The organism is Treponema sp. OMZ 857 (genome assembly GCF_024181085.1).
Lineage (GTDB): Bacteria > Spirochaetota > Spirochaetia > Treponematales > Treponemataceae > Treponema.
Genome location: NZ_CP051147.1, coordinates 807,988 through 828,136 on the forward strand (window position 1 = coordinate 807,988; position 20,149 = coordinate 828,136).

The following is a 20,149-nucleotide window of genomic DNA, read 5'->3' on the forward strand; positions in this document are numbered from 1 at the left end:
CTTGTCCTCCTTAATTGACGCCGAGGTTTGCGGCAATAACCATGCGCTGAACTTCGCTCGTGCCTTCGTAAATTTCCGTAATCTTTGCGTCGCGCATCATCCGCTCGATCGGGTAGTCGCGGGTATAGCCGTATCCGCCGAAGAGCTGTAAACAGCGGCGGGTTACATCGCTTGCGACCTCAGCTGCAACGAGCTTTGCCATTGCCGCTTCCACAGAATACCGGATATTGGGGTTTTCGTTGGCTGCCTGTTTTTTGCATGCTGCTGCATAGACAAGATATTGCGCACTTTGTGTGCGGGCTGCCATATCTGCGAGCTGGAACTGGGTGTTCTGCTGCTGGCTGATGCGCTTTCCGAACTGGACACGCTCTTTTGTATATTTGATGGTTTCTTCGATAGCACCTTCTGCAAGACCGAGTGCCTGTGCTGCAATACCGATACGTCCGCCGTCAAGGGTTGTCATCGCGATAATGAAGCCGCGTCCCTGTACGCCGAGGAGGTTTTCTTTCGGTACGATACAGTCTTCAAAGACCAATTCGCAGGTTGAAGAACCGCGGATACCCATTTTCTTTTCATGCTTACCGATGGAGAATCCGGGGAAACCGCGCTCTACGATAAATGCGCTGATTTCTTTTACGGAGCGGCCTTTTTTATCTTTTACCGTGCCGGTTACCGCGATAACGATAAAGACGTCGGCATAGCCCGCATTGGTGATAAAGATTTTACTGCCGTTGAGTACCCAGTGGTCACCGTCGAGTACTGCAGTGGTCTGCTGTCCTTGAGCATCGGTACCGGCTCCCGGTTCTGTTAAACCGAATGCACCGATCTTTTTACCGGAGGCAAGATCCGGAACATACTTCATCTTCTGTGCTTCCGTTCCGAAGTGTAAAATCGGATCGATACAAAGTGACGTATGTGCGGAAATGATAACGCCGGTGGTACCGCACACCTTACTCATTTCTTCTACGCACATGGCATAGGTTAAAACATCAGCACCCTGTCCGCCGTACTGTTTCGGAACGGGAATACCGAAGAATCCCAGCTTTGCCATCTTTTTGACATTCTCTTCAGGAAATTTTTCCTCTTCGTCGACTTCGGCAGCGAGCGGTTTTACTTCGTTTTGCGCAAAATCGCGAAACAGCTGCTGCGCCATGAGCTGTTCTCTGCTCAACGTAAAATCCATGTTGAATCTCCTTCGTTTATTGAATTTTATTAAAAATCTCTACTTTATATAGAGGCTTTTCTATAGTATAATAATCTTCGTTGTTGTGTCCAAGTACATATATAGTAGTATTTTTATAGATAGATTATATCAGCAAACCGGCGAAATGGATAGAGGAAGAATCGTATTTTATCATACTTTTTTTCTCTTGATCCTTTGCGCCAGGGGAGAATGATTATATGACAAGAATAGCCATAGCCGCGCTGGCGCGGAATACTTCGGCCTTTTTTGCATCAAATGCGACAAAATCATATCAATTCCGTGCCGAACAGCTTCGTAAGCTTGGAGCCGCCGTTCACGCGTATGAGCAGCGGATAAGCGATGCGCTCTATAAGGATTTACACAAGGCGCCGATGGAAACTTACCTTACGGAAATCGGTATGGTGCAGGAGGAAGTTCGCTTTCTATCGAAACATTTGAAAAAATTGATGAAGCCGAAACGGGCGCGCACGCCGCTCAGTCATTTTTTAGCGTCGAGTACGATTTATTACGAACCGTACGGCACCGTGCTGATTATGTCGCCGTGGAACTATCCCGTCAATTTAACGCTGACGCCGCTTGCCGGTGCGATTGCCGCAGGAAACTGCGCGGTGATAAAGCCGTCGAATTATACTCCCGAAACCTCAAAAGTAATCGCCGATTTGATTGCGGAAACCTTTGATCCGGGCTTTGTTACGGTTGTAACCGGCGGGCGAGAAGAGAACGCCGGGCTTTTGGAGCAAAAGTTCGATTACATTTTCTTTACCGGCGGTACGGTAGTCGGTAAGCTTGTTATGGAGGCCGCCGCACGGAACCTGACGCCGGTAACGCTGGAGCTCGGCGGCAAGTCCCCCTGTATCATCGATAAAACCGCCGATATAAAAGCGGCTGCCCGGCGTATCCTTTTCGGCAAGATACTGAATGGCGGACAAACCTGCGTTGCTCCTGACTATGTGTTGATTCACACATCAGTAAAAGAAGCGTTTATCGAACAGTGCAAGGCTGTCCTTCGTGAATTTTTACCGACAGACGCGTATGCCTCATGCAATATGACGCGGATTGTCAACGACAAGCATTTTGAACGGCTCTCACATTTAATGGAAGGAGAAACGGCTGTTATCGGCGGAGACAAGGATGCCCATGGGCGTTTTATACCGCTGACGGTGTTGGACAATATCAGCTTTGAATCGCCGGTTATGCAGGAAGAAATTTTCGGCCCCATCTTGCCGCTCATCCCGTTTACCGATTTGCAGTGGGCTGTCGACCAAATCTGTGCCCGCCCGAAGCCGCTTGCCCTCTATCTCTTTACTAAAGATGCTGCCGTAGAGCGGAAGATTTTATCGGAAGTATCGTTCGGCGGCGGGTGCATTAACGACACCATCGTGCATCTTGCGACACCGTATATGCCCTTCGGCGGCGTCGGAACAAGCGGTATGGGGAATTACCACGGAAAACAAAGCTTTTACACATTCAGCCACGAAAAGAGCGTAATGAAAAAATCCCTGCTGGTAGACTTACCGATGCGCTATCATCCCTACAGCGAGAAAAATTTCAACCTCGTTAAAAAGTTTATGTAGGTGCATACCGGACGGTGTATCCGGCTGTGCCCCGCAAGCTGTCTTGCGTGATTTTGCCTAAACCGGTATATTTCCAGATATTCCGGTTGCTGATATTTTACGAGGTTTATATGGACGCGCTCTTACATGATTTTTTAATGAATTCATCGGTTGTGATATCGTTGATTGTGCTTGTCGCAAGTTTATTTACGCTGAGTAAGGGTGCGGATTGGCTGGTAGACAGTGCGGTTGCCCTTTCGCTTAAATGGGGAATGCCCAAGATGGTGATCGGCGCAACGATTGTAAGTCTTGGTACGACTCTGCCCGAGGCGTCGGTGTCTACATTAGCGGCAATTAAAGGAAATGCGGAGCTTGCGCTTGGGAATGCTATCGGCTCGATTATTGCGGATACGGCTCTCATTATCGGACTTGCCGCGATGCTTGGTACGGTGCCGGTCGATAAACGGCTTATTCACCGGCAGGGTACCGTGCAATTTGCAGCAGCGTTGCTGTTGACGCTTGTTTCGCTTCCCTTCTTTTCTCCGGGCAGGGAGGGAAAAATCTATCAGTGGATGGGTTGGATTTTTGTCGTGCTGCTTGCGTGTTATATGTATATATCATTCCGTTGGGCAAAAGAATCTATGGAAGAGAGCGAACAGGATACGGCAGAAGAAAATCAAAAACCGCTGTGGCTGCTGCTTGTGTGGCTGGCTGTAGGAATCGCGGTGGTTGTGCTCTCGTCTAAGATACTGATCCCTGCGGTAGAAGTTTCCGCTATAAAGATCGGTATTCCGCAGAGTATTATCGCGGCAACTTTGGTTGCGTTCGGTACGAGCGTGCCCGAATTGGTAACTGCAATTACTGCCGTTCGGAAAGGGCACGGAGAACTCGCAGCGGGCAACATCATCGGAGCGGATATCTTGAACGTTCTCTTCGTATTGGGTGTAGCGGCTGCGGTAACTCCCGCCGGTATCCGTGTGCCGGTAGATTTTTATTATCTGCAATTCCCGACTATGCTGCTGGTGCTTGGTATCTTCCGTTTTTGTTCAACACGTCAGCGCAGCGTCATAACCCGAATGCAAGGTGCGTTTCTGTTTATCTTTTATGCCGCATACATTGTTCTCAATTTTACATTAAGACATATCACGGGTTAAGGGCGGCAAGGCTGCCATGAATATCATTTTATTACGAGAGGAAGAACTTTCAGACGGGAATTTTTCTTTTGCCAAAACTGATGAACGCTTTTTACATATCAAAAAAGTGCTGAAGCTGGGCGTGGGTTCAGTATTCAAGGCGGGGATCATTGACAGCGCAAAAGGAACGGCGGAAATTACTTCCTTTTCCGATGAGTTGTTGACTGCACGGTTTACTTCATCGGAGGATGCGGAAGGAGGAGACGATGTTTCCGCGTTGCCGCCCATCAGACTGATACTCGGATTTCCGCGTCCTATTCAGCTGCGCCGTATTTTGCGTGATGTCGCAGGGCTTGGAATTGAAGCGCTGTATCTGACTGGTACCGAGCTGGGGGAAAAATCCTATCTACAGGCGGATATCGCTGCGGAAACGGAGATAGAGCGGCTGCTGATTGACGGATGCAGTCAGGCAGGGGATACTCATATTCCGAAAGTGTATCGAGCCTATAGTGTACGGCATTTTTTCGACCGGTATGAGGATGATATCTGTCCGGATCATCTGCGAGCGGTGCTCGATGTTCCTTTTCAAATTGAACACGCGCATAGTGAACAAAGCGACACACTCTGCGCCCCTGCGATGTATCCGCTGCCACAGTTGCAATGGGACGGGAAACAAACGCTGTGGCTTGCTGTCGGGAATGAGCGGGGCTGGAGTCTGAACGAACGGCTGCTGTTTGCAAAAAAGCAGTTCACTGCCTATACTATGGGGCGGAGAATTTTGCGTACGGAAACTGCCGTTACTTCCGCTGTTGCAGTGTGCCTTGCTTTATCCGGCGCATGGGATATGAGAGGAGCGCGATGAATCAGGATCAGGTAAAAGAGATATTATTGCAGATTGAAGAGTCGGGGCTTGAATTTTCGGTAACGTTTACCGGCAAGGCGAGCAAGAAAGTCAATGGGCTGTATAAAAGCGACACACACGAGATTCTGCTGCACAATAAAAACTTTTCCGTCGATAACGAACTGCTGTACACCGCTATTCACGAATATACGCATCATCGGCTCTGCGAGCTGGACGGCACCCGTTCCGGCCGTGTACATACGCAGCGGTTTTGGAGCTATTTTCACCGGCTGCTGCAAAAGGCGGAGGAGAAGGGGCTGTATAAAATCGCTATGGAAGAATCGCCTGAACTGCTCGAACTGACGGATACAATCAGGACGACCATCATGGCGGAGGACGGCAAGCTGATGAAGGAACTCGGTAGGCTTTTGAGTAAGGCGCGGGTGCTCTGTAAGCAAGCCGGTGTCCGCTACGAAGATTATATCGACCGTGTGCTGTGCCTGCCGCGCGCCTCCGCTGCGACGATTGAGAAAATACATGCGTTCGATGTAAAGCCGGAACTCGGCTATGAAGCGATGAAGGTGGTTGCGAATATTGCAAATCCCGATAAACGCGCCGCAGCAGAGGATCTTTTTTTACAAAAGCACAGTCCTGCGTTTGTGCGCGACAGTGTAAAAAATAAACCGCAGGATGAAGACCCGCGGCGTAAGTTGGAAAATGAAAAGCGCCGAATTGAGCGCACGATTGTCAGCTTGCAAGCGCGGCTCAGCGAGTTGGAAGACACGCTTGCAAAGATGCCCGTAACGCCGTTTATCTTTTGTTTTTTCTTTTTGCTGCGGCTGCTTTCTCCCCTCGCTGCGGATAATACCGGAGCCGGGCAAATGCAAATACCTGCGATACCGGATATTCCTGAAGTTACTATCGGCGGAGGTATTACTCGGCCGCCTGCACCTCCCGTTATTCAGCCTCCGGCGTTTTTGCAACAAAAACGCACCCCATCGTCCGCAGCAGGGGCGAAAGGCAAACAGACAGGTAACGCCGCTGCCGCTTCCGGTAATTCCGGTAAAAGCGATATAAAAAAATCAACGGCGCTAAACGGACTCAACGCTAAAACGCTGGCGGCATTAAGCCAGAACAGCGGCAACCTGACGCTGCTCAATAATTTGCTCGGCACTGATGCGGGATTAGGCGGCAATACAGGTTTGGGCAATGTAAGCGGTTTGCAAACCGATACGGGCGGCGCCGTTTTAACAAAGATTTTAAGCGAACTGGAAAAACTGCAAGCGCAAACCGCTCAAAAAGAGAATACACAAACCGGTCAGGCTGTACAGAAAGCAACTGCATCAACCGGAAATACCGGTGCGGAAACCAATGGAAACAATGCTGCCGGTACTGCTGGAAATACCGGCGCAGACAATACGGCAAATACTCCCACTGCACTTGCACAAGGGGCTGCGGCGGAGCTTATTCGGTTGCGGATAAACGGTAAGGAAATTAAAGACGATTTGGTTTATACATTTTGTTCCGCTCCCGCCGCAAACGGTTCGTTCTTGTATGGAGCAGACCGCCGCTTTACGGCTAACGGCGCCGAGCTGAATGAGACCGCTTATTTTCTGTGCCGGAAGACGGAAACGCAGCTGTACGAGATTACGATGGATTTACGACAAGAGCCGCTGAATGCAAATTCGTTTCTGTATAAACTCTATCAACTCAGTCCCGTATCGGTGGAGCAAACTTCGGATATCATCTTTTGGCATTATAAGGCTTCCGATCTTGAAGTAGAGTTGATATTCAGACTTAAGGAAACCTCTAAAAACTGCGGTTTTTCGAGGTTCATAATTAAGGACGCGAAGGCGTAACAAGCTGTACTGCATATAAGCAGGCAATGCCGAGCACTGCCGCTGCAGGGAGAATGAAGCCGCCGCCCAGCGAAATAAAAAAGTTATAAAGCCCGTGGAGAACAACCGCTGCGAGAAAAACGAACGCAGCTTTCCGCTTTGTGTTTTTGTATGCCATCGATGCATAAAAACAGCCGAGCGTCCCGTGTAATAAGGCGGCGGTAACAAGCCGGAGAAACTGTACGTTGGAATACCGCAAACTATACGAGATATTTTCAAAACCGCTAAAGACAAAGCCGAAGAATACGCCAAGCAGCATACTCTGTGTAATCCCGAATCTTTTTTTTAAAACCATAGCGGCCGTTAAACCGAATGCCGCTGCTTTAACGGTTTCTTCTATCAAGGCTGCCGTAATAAAGCTGTTAAACAGGAGCCGCACCGCTTCCGATTGTTTTGCAATACCGGCATCTAAAAAAATATGCACACTATGCTGGAGCGCAAGCGCCGGAAGCAGTGACGCTGCCGCTGCAAAGAATACGGCGGCAAGCGCATAAACGGGAACGTGTTTTTTTATTGCAATACAGACTGCTGCCGATGCCGGCAAAAATGCGGTTATCAGCAGCCCGATAATACTCATGCCGTACGAACCGCTAGCATATCTTTCCGCCCGAGACCTTTATGTCGGAACCGTGTTCGACGATGGCTTCAAGCGCGTGGGTAATGCCGCTGACAATTGTTTCCAAGCTCATCGAGGGGGTAAGCGCCGGTTTCCCGATTACCTGTTCGGGCAGGAACGGAATATGGATAAAGCCGCTTTTCATCGGTTTCCCCGCCGCCGTCCTTTGCGCCGCAAGGTGCGCGACACCGTAACAGACATGGTTGCAGATAAAAGTACCTGCCGTGTTGGAAATTGAAGCGGGAATCTTATGCGCTTTTATGTTTTCAACGATAGCCTTTATCGGAACGGTAACAAAATATGCAGCGGGGCCGCCTTTTACCACTGGTTCATCGATCGGTTGATTCCCTTCGTTATCGGGGATGCGGCAATCGTCGATGTTGATACCGATTCTTTCTACGGTAATTTCAGATCTGCCGCCTGCCTGTCCGATGCTTAACACTACATCTGGATTTTCTTTTTCAACCGCTTCTTTTATCTTTGCTAAAGATTTTCCTACGACAGTCGGAATTTCGAGTTTGATAATCTGCGCGCCTAAAATGGTATCAAGCAATCGTTTAATTGTTTCCAGGGCGGGGTTGATTTTTTCTCCGCCGAAGGGATCAAATCCGGTAACTAAAATTTTCATCATGGCTCCTAAAAGGCGAAGATTGACATCAAGATGATGTGCACGATGATCAAGGCAACCGACATAAAAGCTTGCGTTTTAATAAGCGTGTATTTATTTTCGGTTTCCAAAATTGCTGCGGGAACGATGTTGAAGTTCGCCGCCATTGGCGTTAAAAGTGTGCCGCAGTATCCGCAGGTCATACCGAGTGCACCGACAACTGCCGGATTTCCGCCTTGCATAATAACAAAGGGAACGCCGACGCCGATGGTAATGACGGTAAAGGCGGCAAATGCGTTACCCATAATCATCGTAAAGATTACCATACCGAGGCAGTATGCGATAACACCGAGAATGGGTACTCCTTGCGGTACAATACCGCTTGCAAATTGACCGATGATTTTACCGATACCGGCAGTTGCGAATATCGCTCCTAAAACGCCGAGTAATTGTGGGAGTAAGCTGGAGGAGCCGACTTGCATCAGCATTTTTGAAGTATCGTTGACGGTATTTTTCAATGTCGGTTTTGCCAACAATACCGCGAAAATCAACGCAATAATCGATGCAGCGCCGACAACCTGCGCGGTCGAAAAACCGAAGATGATTGCCTTACCGGCAGCATTGGTTCCAAGCGAAATATTAAAACTTTTGACCTGCGCCAATAGCATTGCTACAACGCCGATTAAAACTGCCGGAATAAAAATCTTATTGCCGACCTTTTGCGAATTTTTTTCTACCTCTTCTTTTTCGGCTGTCGGGATGTTTGCGACCTTTACTTGTTTTGTCAGTGTGAGGATACCGAGCAGAATTAATAATCCGCCGATAATGGCTCCGCCGTTCGGAATGTTCAGTACAATGACTTTGCCGAACATGAACAACAAACCTAAGATACCCCAGAACAAGAATGTTCCGATAGGATTCTTTTTATCTTTTAAGGAGATGAATGCGGTGATAATGGAAACAAGACCGCAGAGGCCGTAGATAATTTCATCGATAATCATGCTGTGAGAATGGATAAAACTAAACATCGCGCTTCTCTCCTTTTCTTAAATGCTTTTCGAATAACCAACACTGGACAAGCGCGATGAGCACCATCGCAACGCCCGCTAAAATGGAATACTTTGCGACATCGATATTGCTGATGTCGACTCCTTGTTCCTTCAGTGTACCGGTAATCAACAGAACCCCGGATGCAACGGGAAATATGTTTTGCCCGAAGAAGTTTCCGTAGTTTTCGGAAGCGCCGGCAAGTCCTTTGATTTTTTCAATATCTTCGTCAGTCAGTTTGATACTCTTTCGTGCGGCTCCCTCAGCCATCGGCAAAATGAGCGGACGGATAAACTGAACATGCCCGCCCAACCGAATTGAAAAAGCGGAAGCAATCGTTCTGATTACAATGTAGAGCCAAATAACCATACCGGCGCTTGCACCCTTAATCTTTTTGATACATTCCGCCGCACGCAATTTTAAACCGTAGCGTTCCATAATGGCGATAACAGGGAACGAAATAAAAAATAAGCTCATATAACGGTTATTGACAAATCCCGTTCCAATTGCATTGAGCACTTCAACCAGTCCCATTTTTGCAATTAATCCGGTAACGAGACCGGAAATTAATACGACTGCGACAACGTCAAGTTTTAAAATAAAACCGACGATGATAATCGCAATGCCGATGAGAACAAAATAGTTCATATCATCTCCTATAAAAACTTTTGTTGAACACATTTTATCAAACTTACAGCCTGCTGTCTATTTGCGTGATAAACCAATATTTTCAAAAGACCGATTTGACTAAACGTGAAGGATAGCGTAAAATTATCCGTTATGTCCGCTTCATTAAAACCGCTTATCATTCAAGGCGACCGCTCTATATTACTCGACGTTCATGCGCCGGAAGCAACGGATGCGCGCTTTGCACTTATCCCCTTTGCAGAACTTGAAAAATCTCCCGAACACTTGCATACCTACCGTTTGACCGGCTTATCTTTATGGAATGCCGCAAGCGCAGGCTTTACTGCCGAAAAAATTACGGAAACGCTCAAGCGGTTTTCCCGTTTTGATATTCCCCCTGCCGTACTCGGTTGGGTGGAAGAAACGTTCAGCAGGTACGGAAAGATTAAACTAACCGAGTGTGAAGATGATTCGTTTTTGTATTTGACGGCGGAAAATGATCGGATATATCAGGAATTAAAAGCGTCTCCTAAGCTTACAAAATATCTGATTGCTGCGGAAAAACCGCTTTCGTTTTTAATTGCACTCTTGAACCGCGGTACGGTAAAACAGGCGCTACTAAAGATGGGGTGGCCGGTGCGCGATGAGGTGCCGCTCAAGGACGGAGCGCCGCTTACGGTAGCGTTACGAACGCAGACAAAAAAAGGAAAAGATTTTATCATCCGCGACTATCAGCGGGAAGCGGCGGAAGCATTTACCGGCAACAAGGGGCCGGGAACGGGCTTCGGTACGATTGTACTGCCGTGCGGGGCGGGCAAAACGATTGTCGGTATGCTGGTCATGTCCATGCTGAACACCGATACGCTCATTCTGACTACTAACACCGCCGCGGTACATCAATGGAAGCGCGAGTTAATCGATAAAACCGAACTGGATCCCAACAGCATCGGTATTTATTCAAGCGAAACCAAGGAGATTAAGCCGGTTACCGTCGCAACCTATCAGATTTTAACATGGCGTCCCGACATCGAAGCGGAGTTTCCGCATTTCAAGCTGTTCCGCGAACGCAACTGGGGGTTGATTATCTATGACGAAGTCCATCTGCTCCCGGCTCCGGTATTCCGCATTACCGCAGAGTTGCAGGTGATTAGGCGGCTCGGCTTAACCGCAACGCTTATAAGGGAGGACGGCTGCGAAGGGGATGTATTCAGCCTTGTCGGCCCTAAACGCTATGACGTGCCATGGAAGGAACTCGAAGAAAAGGGCTGGATTGCTCATGCCTATTGCACGGAAATACGCATACCGCTGCCGGTCTCTAAGGAGATTGAATACGCTGCTGCGCCTTTGCGCGAAAAGCACCGGATTGCGAGCGAGAACGAAGCAAAGAACGATATTGTCAGGCAGCTGCTTGCGCGACATACTGACGACCAAATTTTGATTATCGGGCAATACATTACGCAGCTGAAAAGAATAGCCGATGCGGTACATGCGCCGCTCATCACCGGCAAAACGCCGAATGCCGAACGGGAAGTTTTATACGATGCGTTTAGAGCGGGGGATATTTCCGTGCTGGTTGTGTCTAAGGTGGCGAATTTCGCTATCGATTTACCGGACGCTTCGGTGGCCATCCAAATTTCCGGTACCTTCGGAAGCAGGCAGGAAGAAGCGCAGCGGCTCGGCCGTATTCTCCGCCCGAAAGAGCGGGATTCGTTTTTTTACACGCTCGTAACGCGCCATTCGGTCGAAGAAGAATGCGCCGACCACCGCCAAAAATTTCTTGCGGAACAAGGCTATGCCTATTCGCTTATCACCGACGCAGATCTTGCTGCCGATACGGCTCTACCGTGTAGGAGTCTCCAATAAAAACCTCTTCATATTTTTTCTCTTTTGCCGATATTGAGTAGAGGTACCTCTCCAAAAATAATCGTTTGGGGAGGGCGCAGAGAGGTTCTTATGATTAGAGGTTGGTACACTGCGGCAAGCGGTATGAACGCTCAGCAAAAACAGTTGGACGTTATCGCTCAGAATTTAGCAAATGCCGATACGACAAGCTATAAACGGGACGTTGCGACCCATAAAAATTTTCCCGAATTGCTGATACGGCGCTTAAATGATGACGGCGTGGTTAAAAATCCCTTCGGTTCTTCCGATGTTGCGCCCATTATCGGAAAGCTCGGCCTTGGGGTGGAGCTGAACGAAATCTTTACCGAATTTGAACAAGGTTCCTTAAAACAGACCAATACCGCCTCAGATCTCGCGCTTGAAGGCAAAGGATTTTTCTGTGTAGAAACCCCTTACGGCGAACGGTATACCCGCAACGGAAACTTTACCGTCGGCGTCGAAGGTTATCTGATGACCAAAGAAGGTTATCCCGTTCTTGGGGAAAACGGCCGTATTTTTTTACAGGATCAAGAATACAAAGTGAATCAGAACGGAGAGGTTTATGCGCGGCCGATGACCGAACCTGATTCGGATTCCACGCTCGCCGACCGGCTTAAAATCGTTACCTTTGAAAATGACCGGTATCTGAAAAAACACGGCTCAAGTTTTTATCTCGACACGCCGGTGTCGGGGCCTGCAATCGCTGCGGAAGGCGGCGACCGTCCCGTTGTGGTGCAGGGTTTTGTTGAAGCCTCAAATATTAAGGTAGTCAACGAAATGGTGCGGATGATCGAGGTGAACCGTGCGTATGAAGCAAATCAAAAAACAATTCAATCCGAAGATACGATGATGAGTAAGCTCTGGAATGAGGTTGCTAAGGTAAAATAGCGTAGGAGATAAAAGATGGTAAGAAGTTTATGGACAGCCGCAACCGGCATGAACAGTCAGCAAGCAAATATCGATACGGTTGCAAACAACCTTGCAAACGTAAATACAAGCGGTTTTAAAAAGCAGCGGGCGGAGTTTGAAGACCTGCTGTATCAGACAATACGGGCAGCGGGAACGCCTGCAACCGAAGATACGATTACGCCCGTCGGTGTGGAGATGGGGCACGGTGCAAAGCTCGCCGCAACGCAGCGGAATTTTGAACAAGGCTCGCTGCAGAACACAGGCGTTTCTACCGATGTGGCAATTGCAGGAGAGGGATTTTTCCGTGTACTGCAATATGACGGCACCTATGCCTATACACGGGACGGTTCCTTTAAAATCGATGCCGATCGGCAGTTGGTAACCTCAAACGGACTCCGCTGTTTGCCGGAAATTATTTTCCCGGAAAACTATCTTCCGCATACGATTGCAATCAGCCAAGACGGCCGGGTGTCGGTGCGGGTAGGGGAGCAGGATGATCCAGTAGAAGTAGGTCAGATTGAGCTGTATCGATTCCAGAATCCGGTCGGGCTTTCCGCTCAAGGAAGCAACTTGTTTCGCCAAACTCCGGCATCGGGTCAGGCCATCGCAGGCCGCCCGGGCTTTAACGGCTTCGGCAAAACCGAACATAAATTTTTGGAAATGTCGAACGTCTCTACCGTCAGCGAAATGGTCAACATGATTGTCGCACAGCGCGCCTACGAGTTTAACTCAAAGGCGATCCAAACCAGCGATAATATGCTCGGCACTGCCGTCGGCCTCAAGCGATAGTATTTCTTTTGTGCAAAATTTTGAATAGTTGATCTTGAAGGAGCGGATTTGATGATTGAATCAGTAAAGCATACCTGTACGGCGCAGCAGCAGTCGGCAGCACGGAATACTTCACAGGCGCCGGAGGCTCGCCCTGCAAACAAACACACTGCAAAAAACACACAGAGCTTTTCTCAGTTGCTCGATTCTTTAAAAACCGAATCCGCCCGCTTTTCTACGGCGCAGGAAGCCGCTCATCCGAACCTCTCGACGCGGCTGCCGGGCGAGTATTTAAGCTCATTTGAAATCGTCAATCCTACTGATGCAGACCGTGCGGCGCAGCCTAAGGGAATGGGCGCCGTTTCCGCGGCACAGCACTCCGGTACAAAGGCCAGCATTATCGATAAAACCTCCCAACTGTATCAGCAAGCGCTTGAACTTGAATCCTATTTTGTCAAAATAATGCTCGACTCTATGCGGAGCACCTTAGGCAAAAATACTCTTGCCGGAAAAGAAAGCTTTGCCGGCCAAATGTACGACGACATGATGTACGAAGAGCTGTCCCGCACGATGACCAAAAATGCGGGGCTCGGTCTTGCCGATCAAATATACTTACAGCTGAACGGGCAAGCGTAAGGAAATCTCTGTCCCAGCAATTCTTGTTAAAGCCTTGAAACGCCGGTTAATTCAGAAACGAATTAATCGGCATTTTTTTATTCTTGACATTGATAAAAAGTTAGCATAGGATAACTGATATTTTTAGATACACGAATGCCTATCTATAGGACATCTCTCAAAACTATAAAAGGATATGATGATGAATGAACAAAAGCATACTCCGCCTCTGCAATTAGGTGCTATACAAGAGACGATGCTGATACCGGTTACGATAAAAGCAACTGAGACTCAGCGGAAAAATGCGAGGATTAAAGATTATACCGCTGTAAAAATTCTTGAGACCTTGCAGTGCGATACTTCAAAATACGACAAATTTATGAGCCATGAGGGAGTTATTGCGCGCACGATTATGTTTGACCGGGAAGCCGCCTCTTTTATTGCAGCGCATCCTGATTGTACTGTACTGAATCTTGCATGTGGACTTGATGACCGATTCTCCCGTGTCGATAACGGAACTATCCGCTGGTTCGATCTTGACCTTGCCGACAGCATGGCGGTACGGCAGCAGTTTTTCTCCGATACCGACCGGAGAAAGATGATTACCGGATCCGTACTTGATAATTCTTGGGTTTCTGCGGTAAAGAGTTTCGGTAACTACAAGGAACCCTCTTATGTATTGATCATAATAGAAGGGCTTCTCATGTATCTGACGGAAGCCGAGGTTAAAAAGACCTTTGACATCATTGCAGACTCTTTTCCCGGTGCACGGATTATCACTGAATTGATGTGCAGAGCCGCAACAGGATTTTCGAAGCACCATGATACCGTTAAACATACCGGTGCGGTATTCCGATGGGGAATCGATAACGGTACTGAGCTTGAAGAGCTGTGCCCAAAGCTGAAGCTGCTTAAAGAAGAAAGCTTTAATCTGGAAATGAGCAAATACACATTCCGCGGCTGGCTATTCGGTAATCTGCCTAAGTTCAAGCGGCTGAATAATAGGCTTGCGGTATTTGGAGTGAAGGCTTATTCCCCTGCGCTCACCGTTTCGGTGTAGACCTCAATATCCCCCGACACGGAATGCAGGGGGATTAAACGATCCGTACTACTGAATTAAAAATACTGCCGTTTTGCCTCTGCACGGGGATGCAAAATCCATTCTACATCAGCATCGGTAAGCGTCATATTATAGAATTGTTTATAATATTCTTTTATTTTTTGATTCATATCGATATCGCCGAAAAGGTCGGGTCGGGCTGTTTTTGCAAACCACCACATAGCAAGCGGAGTATCGGTTGTGGGCGGCCACCAGCGGTGCATTCCAAACGGAAACTTAAAGACTTGCCGGTTTTTAACTGCATTTATACCGCTCCAATCATGTCCGGGAGCTGCAGTGTTGTTGTATAAATTATCCGGTGTCTTATCGGAAAAGGTTAAGATAAAGACCTGATCAGGCTGCCATTCATATATTTGTTCCATATTGATAGCTCCCTGAGTTGCCTTCCCTCCAAGGTTTATTCCGCCCAGCAAGTTTGCCCAGTATTGCCCGAACGATTTTTTTCCGGCAGAGGCGATAGTTGTGTCCGAATACTTACTGATAAACAGAATCTTATTCGGAGAGGGGAGCGGATGCTTTTCAATTCGAGCTTTAATTTCCTTTTCAACTTGTTCGCCGTAGGCAATAATCTGTTGAGCAGGGCTTTCCATTTGCAGTGTTTGAGCCATCGTATCCATCCACGATTTAAGGGTTACAAGCGGGCTTGCATCCCATCCGGTACTCGGATGTGCTAAGGCTACAGCAGCAATCCCGGCTTGCTGGAGCGGTGCGGCAACCGATGCATCCATATAAAAGACAACATCCGGCTTGAGCTTAATCAGCTCTTCCAAGTTGAGCTTTCCGCCGGTATAAAACGCAGAGGAAATATTTTGGAAGTCCGGGGCATATTTCGAAAATATGCTGTACTTTGCCCCATTGACGGAATCGGGGGATACACCGACAATGTTACTCGTTTTACCTTGCTGAAATACGGTTAGAACCGTCGGTGCCGGCAGTGGACCTAATACAACGATTCGTTCGATCTTATTGGGAACCTCTACCGAATTTCCCTTAAAGTCCACAACCGTATGAGTTCCTTCTGCAGCACTTACCGCCGCGGTTCCGGCTGTCTTTGCCGGTTCATCTTTTTTACCGGCGCCGTAGACACCGCCCAACACAATAGAAAAAAACAATACTGTTATTAGTAGTTTTTTCATACCTTACACTCCTTCTGGTAAGTAATTGTTTTATTTCGCTAAAGATACCGCCGTTACAGCGCTGTACGGTATCCCTTTATACGAAGCCTGAAGAATATCAACGTGCACCTGAAAAACATCTTCCATTATCTCTGCGTTAATAACCGTCTCAGATTGCCCGAATATACTTTCTCCGCTGCGGGAGAGAATGAGCGACTTGTCGGAAATACGCAGGGCATGGGCGGGGTAATGCGTATTGAACACACAGCATAAGCCGTCAACTTTTGCAAGCCGGTGAACCGTTTCCAAAATGATAAGCTGGTTGCGGAAATCTAAGTTTGATTCAGGTTCATCCAGCACCAGCATCTCCGGCTTGCTGCACAGCGCCCGGGCGATCAGCACCATTTGCAGTTCGCCTCCGCTTAAACGGTTGCAATACTTGCCGCGTAAATGGGAAATGCCTACTGCTTCCATCGCTTCTTCACAGTATTGTCTATCCTTTTCGCCCGGCACGCCGAACAATCCGATGTGTACACTGCGTCCCAATAGAATCATCTCCTCTACGGTAAAAGCAAAGGGGAGATATTTTGCCTGCGGAACATAGGCAATACGCCTCCACAGCTGTTGTGTAGGAATTTCTACAATATTCTGTCCGTCAACCGTACTGGTACCGGAATTCCATTGCAGCATCCCCATCATGCAGCGGAGCAACGTTGTTTTTCCGATACCGTTGGGGCCAAGGATGGATAATATCTGCCCGCTCTCTATCGAAAAAGAAACATCCCGTAAAACCGGTGCGCCGCCTTTAAATGCAAATGTCCCATTATGAACCGCGAATATCACTTCCAGCCGCCTCCCGTCCGTTTTAGCAGTATGATAAAGAAAGGAGCTCCTACAAGGGCTGTCAGAATGGAAAGGGGAATTTCCGACTGCGTTGCACTGCGGGCGACTGTATCTAACAGCAGCATGAACACAGCACCGATGCTGGCGCTTGCAGGAATAACCCGCCGGTTATCGCTTCCGAAGAGCATCCGGCATACATGGGGCACCACGAGCCCTACCCAGCCGATTTGTCCGCACATAGAAACACTGGAAGCAATAACCGCCGCCGATGCGATAATGATCAGTAAGCGTATTTTCCGGAGATCGATCCCCATAGACTTTGCTTCATCATCAGATAAGGTAAGGATATTGCATTTCCACCGTGCAAGGATTAAGATTACCGTTCCTGCTACAATAATCGGCGCTCCTACGGCTAAACCTTTCCATGTGGCATTATTCAGACTCCCAAGCAGCCAATAGGTAATTGTCGGGAGTTTTTCTTCGGAATCTGCCGTGTATTTAATGAGCGATACCATTGCCTGGAATAGCGCAGACACCACAACGCCTGCTAACACCAGCATAACAATGGAGTTCTGCTGCTTTATTTTTCCTGCTTGGTAGGTGAGGTAAAGCGCGATAATACCAAAGGTAAGAGCGCTGAGCTGTACAATCAGCAGGCGTTGATCTGCCAGCAGTGCCAGTGCGGCACCGAAACTTGCCCCTGAGGCAACTCCAAGCGTATCGGGGGATACAAGCGGATTGGAAAGCAGCGCTTGTAACCCTGCTCCGGCGCTTGCCAATGCACAGCCGCAGAGCAGCCCTAATAGGATGCGGGGCAGTCTGATGCCGATAATAATGTGGGCTTCAACATTATCTTTTGCCAATGCGATATTATTGTGCGTAATGAACTGTATAATTGCGCGAATAGTACTGCTTGCCGGCACAGAATACCGTCCGATAGAGAGGCTGATCATCATTGCAATAAGCGGTGCTAAAAACAAGAGACATCCAAATAAAACGGGATACTGCCGTCGATTCTCTTTTTTGATCATTGTTGACATTGGAAAAAAGTTAGCATAAACTAACTGTGTATTCTGTTGCCGTTGCAACAAAGAAGGAAAAAATGCTTAATTTTTGCACAGCTTTTTTAGCACATTCTGCAGTATTTAAAGGTATCCCTGCTCAAGAAATTGATAAAGCTGTTTCCTGCCTTCACGGATTTTACCGGTTACTTGAAAGCGGACAGGAAGTACATCCTATAGCTGATACTATCCCTTACGCAGGCATCGTGATTACCGGCTGCATTCATGTAGAACAAATCGGTGTTGATGGGAAGATCATACTGCTTAAGCAAGTGCAAAGGGGAGACCTGTTCGGCGCAGAACTCAGTTGTTTAGAGCTGACAAATCCGTTTTTACGTATGGTAAGTGCTCAAAAATCAAAGGTGCTGTTTATCAAAGTGCCGTCTGCACAAAATAAGACCTGCCGAACCTGTCCGTATAAGATGACTGTTTTAGAGAATATCCTCAGGGAAGTTGCACGTGATGCAGTATATCTGAATCTGAAAATTCAGCTTCTTTCACAGCCGACACTCCGTGATAAACTGCTGTTTTACCTGAATGTAATGCATGACTCGCAGCACTCTCATGCTTTTACGATCCCTTTTACGCGGGAAAAACTGGCACAGTTTATTTGCGCTGATAGAAGTGCGGTATCGCGGGAGTTGAGCCGTATGCAGCGCGAAGGTATTATCACAATTGAGGGGAAACAGATCAAGTTTGTGTTGCACCGGCAACAGACGGTAAACGGATAAATCCAGTATAAGTAATGTATGGAAGATTTAAAGGTTATTTTGGATATAAACCGTTCGTTGTATAAAAGATTCGGCTTACCGCTGCCGATTTTTGATGAGCTTATTACAGGCTTCCACTGGATTATGACGGCTGATACCGACTCACATATAAGCCTTGCGCTGCGTGTTGAAGAAAATATAAGCCCTGAGCAATATGCGAAAATTGCAGCGGAGCTTTACGGTAAACCGGTAGACGTATGTATCGAACTGCTGCTTAAACAGCATGATACTCATCTACGGAATCTCATCGTAAGTTTAAGCAGTTTGATGAGTAAACCGCTCAATACGACGGAACTTTTGGCGAAGCGCAGCATTGTGAGGACGGAAGGTCTGCAATTTCGGTATCAAACGGAAGGAAAAAAGGTCGGGCTTATCGGGTTCGGTGTTTATATCAACCGTTTTTTGAACCGCTGTAAAGAATTTCATGTGTTTGATTTACGGAAACCGGAAACAATTCTAAGTTATCGCTATAAAAACGGACTGCAGCGCTTTCCGGAAGGCATACAGTGGCATCTTGGACACAATGCTGCTGATTTTTGCGATATACTCAGTACGCTTGATATTATCATTATGTCAGGCAGCACTATTGTGAATAATTCATACATGGCATTGCGGCAAGCGGGATCCAATGCAGAAATTGTAGGCTTGTACGGACCGAGTTGCGAGCTCTGTCCCGACTACTTTTTTGAGCAAGGGTATAACTATATGTTCAGTACCTCGGTTAGGGATAAGGAAACATATTTGAAGACTGCCCTCGGCGCAGAGCAGACATACCGGGAATTTGACTACATGGATATTTATGAACTTGAAAGGAAATAAGATGAAAGAAAAACGAATATTTTCCATTGCAGAAGAGCATAAACCGATAGTAGGGTGTACAACGTCAGAGGCAGTGTTGCAAGGCAGTATGTGCAGCATGTCGGTGTTTGCTATTGCAGCGGAGACCAATATCAGTCCCGAAACTTATAACTATCCTAAGCTTTGGAAGATAGAGCAGGGAAGTGCAGATGTTATCTATCTTAGTGAGCATACTCAGCCGCTGCAGTACGGCGAGCTGTTTGTGGTGCCGGAAAATATTCCGGTCGGCATACAAAGCAGCGGCGGATGTATATATTCGGAAATCATATTCAATAAGGAGTGTTCTATGAACAAAATTTTGAAAGGCGGAGAGCTTTTTGTCTTAAAAGAATTGCTTCCATACAAGGAAGCAAATATCGTCAGCATGGATCTTGTTGATGACAAAAAAACAAAATTTGTGCTGATGTCGTTTGATGCGGGTACGGAGCTGCAGCCCCATGCAGCTCCCGGGGAAGCAATTGTATTCGGGCTTGACGGTGAAGCTATCATCGGCTATGAAGGCAAGGAATACCGCATACATGAAGGTGAAAACTTCAAGTTCGATAAAGACGGCAGACACTATGTAAAAGCAGTGGGTAAATTTAAAATGGCGTTGCTGCTAATTCGCGAATAGTAAGATCGTACAAAAGGGCATCTCTCAATTAACAATCGAGGTGTAGAGGTGTCCTTCTCTATAAAACTTT

Annotated in this window: 20 protein-coding genes; 12 read left to right on the forward strand and 8 right to left on the reverse strand. The window is 47.6% G+C overall.

The genetic code is table 11. The annotated features are described in order from the left end of the window. Window positions 1–10: 10 nt before the first annotated feature. The gene (locus E4N66_RS03770) at window positions 11–1,183 is read right to left on the reverse strand and encodes an acyl-CoA dehydrogenase (RefSeq protein ID WP_253729014.1); all 1,173 of its coding nucleotides are present in this window, start codon (window positions 1,181–1,183) and stop codon (window positions 11–13) included. A 218-nt stretch (window positions 1,184–1,401) separates the two neighbouring features. On the opposite strand from E4N66_RS03770, the gene E4N66_RS03775 reads away from it, so the two are divergent. The 4 genes from E4N66_RS03775 (at window position 1,402) to E4N66_RS03790 (ending at window position 6,590) form a co-directional block, all read left to right on the forward strand. After that, entirely contained in the window at window positions 1,402–2,778 is a 1,377-nt protein-coding gene (locus E4N66_RS03775) for an aldehyde dehydrogenase (protein WP_253729015.1), read from the forward strand. Between the two features lie 110 nt (window positions 2,779–2,888). Continuing rightward, on the forward strand, window positions 2,889–3,911 hold the full coding sequence (locus E4N66_RS03780) for a calcium/sodium antiporter (RefSeq protein WP_253729016.1): 1,023 nt from the start codon (window positions 2,889–2,891) through the stop codon (window positions 3,909–3,911). A 16-nt stretch (window positions 3,912–3,927) separates the two neighbouring features. Continuing rightward, on the forward strand, window positions 3,928–4,752 hold the full coding sequence (locus E4N66_RS03785; protein ID WP_253729017.1) for a 16S rRNA (uracil(1498)-N(3))-methyltransferase: 825 nt from the start codon (window positions 3,928–3,930) through the stop codon (window positions 4,750–4,752). Further along, the gene (locus E4N66_RS03790) at window positions 4,749–6,590 is read left to right on the forward strand and encodes a hypothetical protein (RefSeq protein WP_253729018.1); all 1,842 of its coding nucleotides are present in this window, start codon (window positions 4,749–4,751) and stop codon (window positions 6,588–6,590) included. The genes E4N66_RS03785 and E4N66_RS03790 overlap by 4 nt, the downstream gene beginning before the upstream one ends. Here E4N66_RS03790 and E4N66_RS03795 read toward each other — a convergent pair. The 4 genes from E4N66_RS03795 to E4N66_RS03810 are packed head-to-tail and all read right to left on the reverse strand — an operon-like array spanning window position 6,571 to window position 9,547. Next, a complete protein-coding gene (locus E4N66_RS03795; RefSeq protein ID WP_253729019.1) occupies window positions 6,571–7,206 on the reverse strand; it encodes a PrsW family glutamic-type intramembrane protease in 636 nt (211 codons plus the stop codon). The two genes, E4N66_RS03790 and E4N66_RS03795, sit on opposite strands and share 20 nt — an antisense overlap. 13 nt (window positions 7,207–7,219) lie before the next feature. Beyond that, window positions 7,220–7,873 (reverse strand): pyroglutamyl-peptidase I, encoded by a 654-nt coding sequence (gene pcp / locus E4N66_RS03800; protein ID WP_371922458.1) that lies wholly within the window; start codon window positions 7,871–7,873, stop codon window positions 7,220–7,222. 8 nt (window positions 7,874–7,881) lie between these two features. Further along, entirely contained in the window at window positions 7,882–8,880 is a 999-nt protein-coding gene (locus E4N66_RS03805; RefSeq protein WP_253729021.1) for a DUF979 domain-containing protein, read from the reverse strand. Continuing rightward, the gene (locus tag E4N66_RS03810) at window positions 8,873–9,547 is read right to left on the reverse strand and encodes a DUF969 domain-containing protein (protein WP_253729022.1); all 675 of its coding nucleotides are present in this window, start codon (window positions 9,545–9,547) and stop codon (window positions 8,873–8,875) included. The genes E4N66_RS03805 and E4N66_RS03810 overlap by 8 nt, the downstream gene beginning before the upstream one ends. Before the next feature lie 132 nt (window positions 9,548–9,679). On the opposite strand from E4N66_RS03810, the gene E4N66_RS03815 reads away from it, so the two are divergent. From E4N66_RS03815 to E4N66_RS03835, 5 genes are all read left to right on the forward strand, one after another. Next, window positions 9,680–11,389: a DNA repair helicase XPB gene (locus E4N66_RS03815; protein ID WP_253729426.1), complete on the forward strand. Its 1,710-nt coding sequence runs from the start codon at window positions 9,680–9,682 to the stop codon at window positions 11,387–11,389. A 90-nt stretch (window positions 11,390–11,479) separates the two neighbouring features. Continuing rightward, window positions 11,480–12,295, forward strand: a complete 816-nt coding sequence (gene flgF / locus E4N66_RS03820) for a flagellar basal-body rod protein FlgF (RefSeq protein WP_006189071.1) — start codon at window positions 11,480–11,482, stop codon at window positions 12,293–12,295. A 15-nt stretch (window positions 12,296–12,310) separates the two neighbouring features. Next, window positions 12,311–13,105 (forward strand): flagellar basal-body rod protein FlgG, encoded by a 795-nt coding sequence (flgG, locus tag E4N66_RS03825; protein WP_016524140.1) that lies wholly within the window; start codon window positions 12,311–12,313, stop codon window positions 13,103–13,105. A 51-nt stretch (window positions 13,106–13,156) separates the two neighbouring features. Next, on the forward strand, window positions 13,157–13,720 hold the full coding sequence (locus E4N66_RS03830) for a rod-binding protein (RefSeq protein WP_253729023.1): 564 nt from the start codon (window positions 13,157–13,159) through the stop codon (window positions 13,718–13,720). Window positions 13,721–13,901: 181 nt separating this feature from the next. Then, window positions 13,902–14,759 (forward strand): class I SAM-dependent methyltransferase, encoded by an 858-nt coding sequence (locus E4N66_RS03835; RefSeq protein WP_253729024.1) that lies wholly within the window; start codon window positions 13,902–13,904, stop codon window positions 14,757–14,759. Between the two features lie 56 nt (window positions 14,760–14,815). On the opposite strand, the gene E4N66_RS03840 is transcribed toward E4N66_RS03835, so the two are convergent. Genes E4N66_RS03840 through E4N66_RS03850 form a run of 3 tightly spaced genes read right to left on the reverse strand, consistent with a single transcriptional unit; the run spans window position 14,816 to window position 17,757 of the window. Then, a complete protein-coding gene (locus E4N66_RS03840; RefSeq protein ID WP_253729025.1) occupies window positions 14,816–15,955 on the reverse strand; it encodes an ABC transporter substrate-binding protein in 1,140 nt (379 codons plus the stop codon). A 30-nt stretch (window positions 15,956–15,985) separates the two neighbouring features. Then, window positions 15,986–16,777, reverse strand: coding sequence for an ABC transporter ATP-binding protein (locus E4N66_RS03845; protein ID WP_253729026.1), 792 nt, complete (start codon window positions 16,775–16,777; stop codon window positions 15,986–15,988). Beyond that, window positions 16,774–17,757 carry a FecCD family ABC transporter permease gene (locus E4N66_RS03850; RefSeq protein ID WP_253729027.1) on the reverse strand — a complete coding sequence of 328 codons (984 nt, stop codon included), beginning with the start codon at window positions 17,755–17,757 and terminating at the stop codon, window positions 16,774–16,776. The genes E4N66_RS03845 and E4N66_RS03850 overlap by 4 nt, the downstream gene beginning before the upstream one ends. Window positions 17,758–17,879: 122 nt before the next feature. Between E4N66_RS03850 and E4N66_RS03855 the strand changes: the two genes are divergently transcribed. From E4N66_RS03855 to E4N66_RS03865, 3 genes are read left to right on the forward strand one after another with little or no spacing between them, the layout of a single operon-like run. After that, window positions 17,880–18,569: a Crp/Fnr family transcriptional regulator gene (locus tag E4N66_RS03855; RefSeq protein WP_253729028.1), complete on the forward strand. Its 690-nt coding sequence runs from the start codon at window positions 17,880–17,882 to the stop codon at window positions 18,567–18,569. Between the two features lie 18 nt (window positions 18,570–18,587). After that, window positions 18,588–19,427: a Rossmann-like domain-containing protein gene (locus tag E4N66_RS03860; protein WP_253729029.1), complete on the forward strand. Its 840-nt coding sequence runs from the start codon at window positions 18,588–18,590 to the stop codon at window positions 19,425–19,427. Window position 19,428: 1 nt separating this feature from the next. Next, on the forward strand, window positions 19,429–20,079 hold the full coding sequence (locus tag E4N66_RS03865) for a cupin domain-containing protein (protein ID WP_253729030.1): 651 nt from the start codon (window positions 19,429–19,431) through the stop codon (window positions 20,077–20,079). Window positions 20,080–20,149 lie beyond the last annotated feature (70 nt).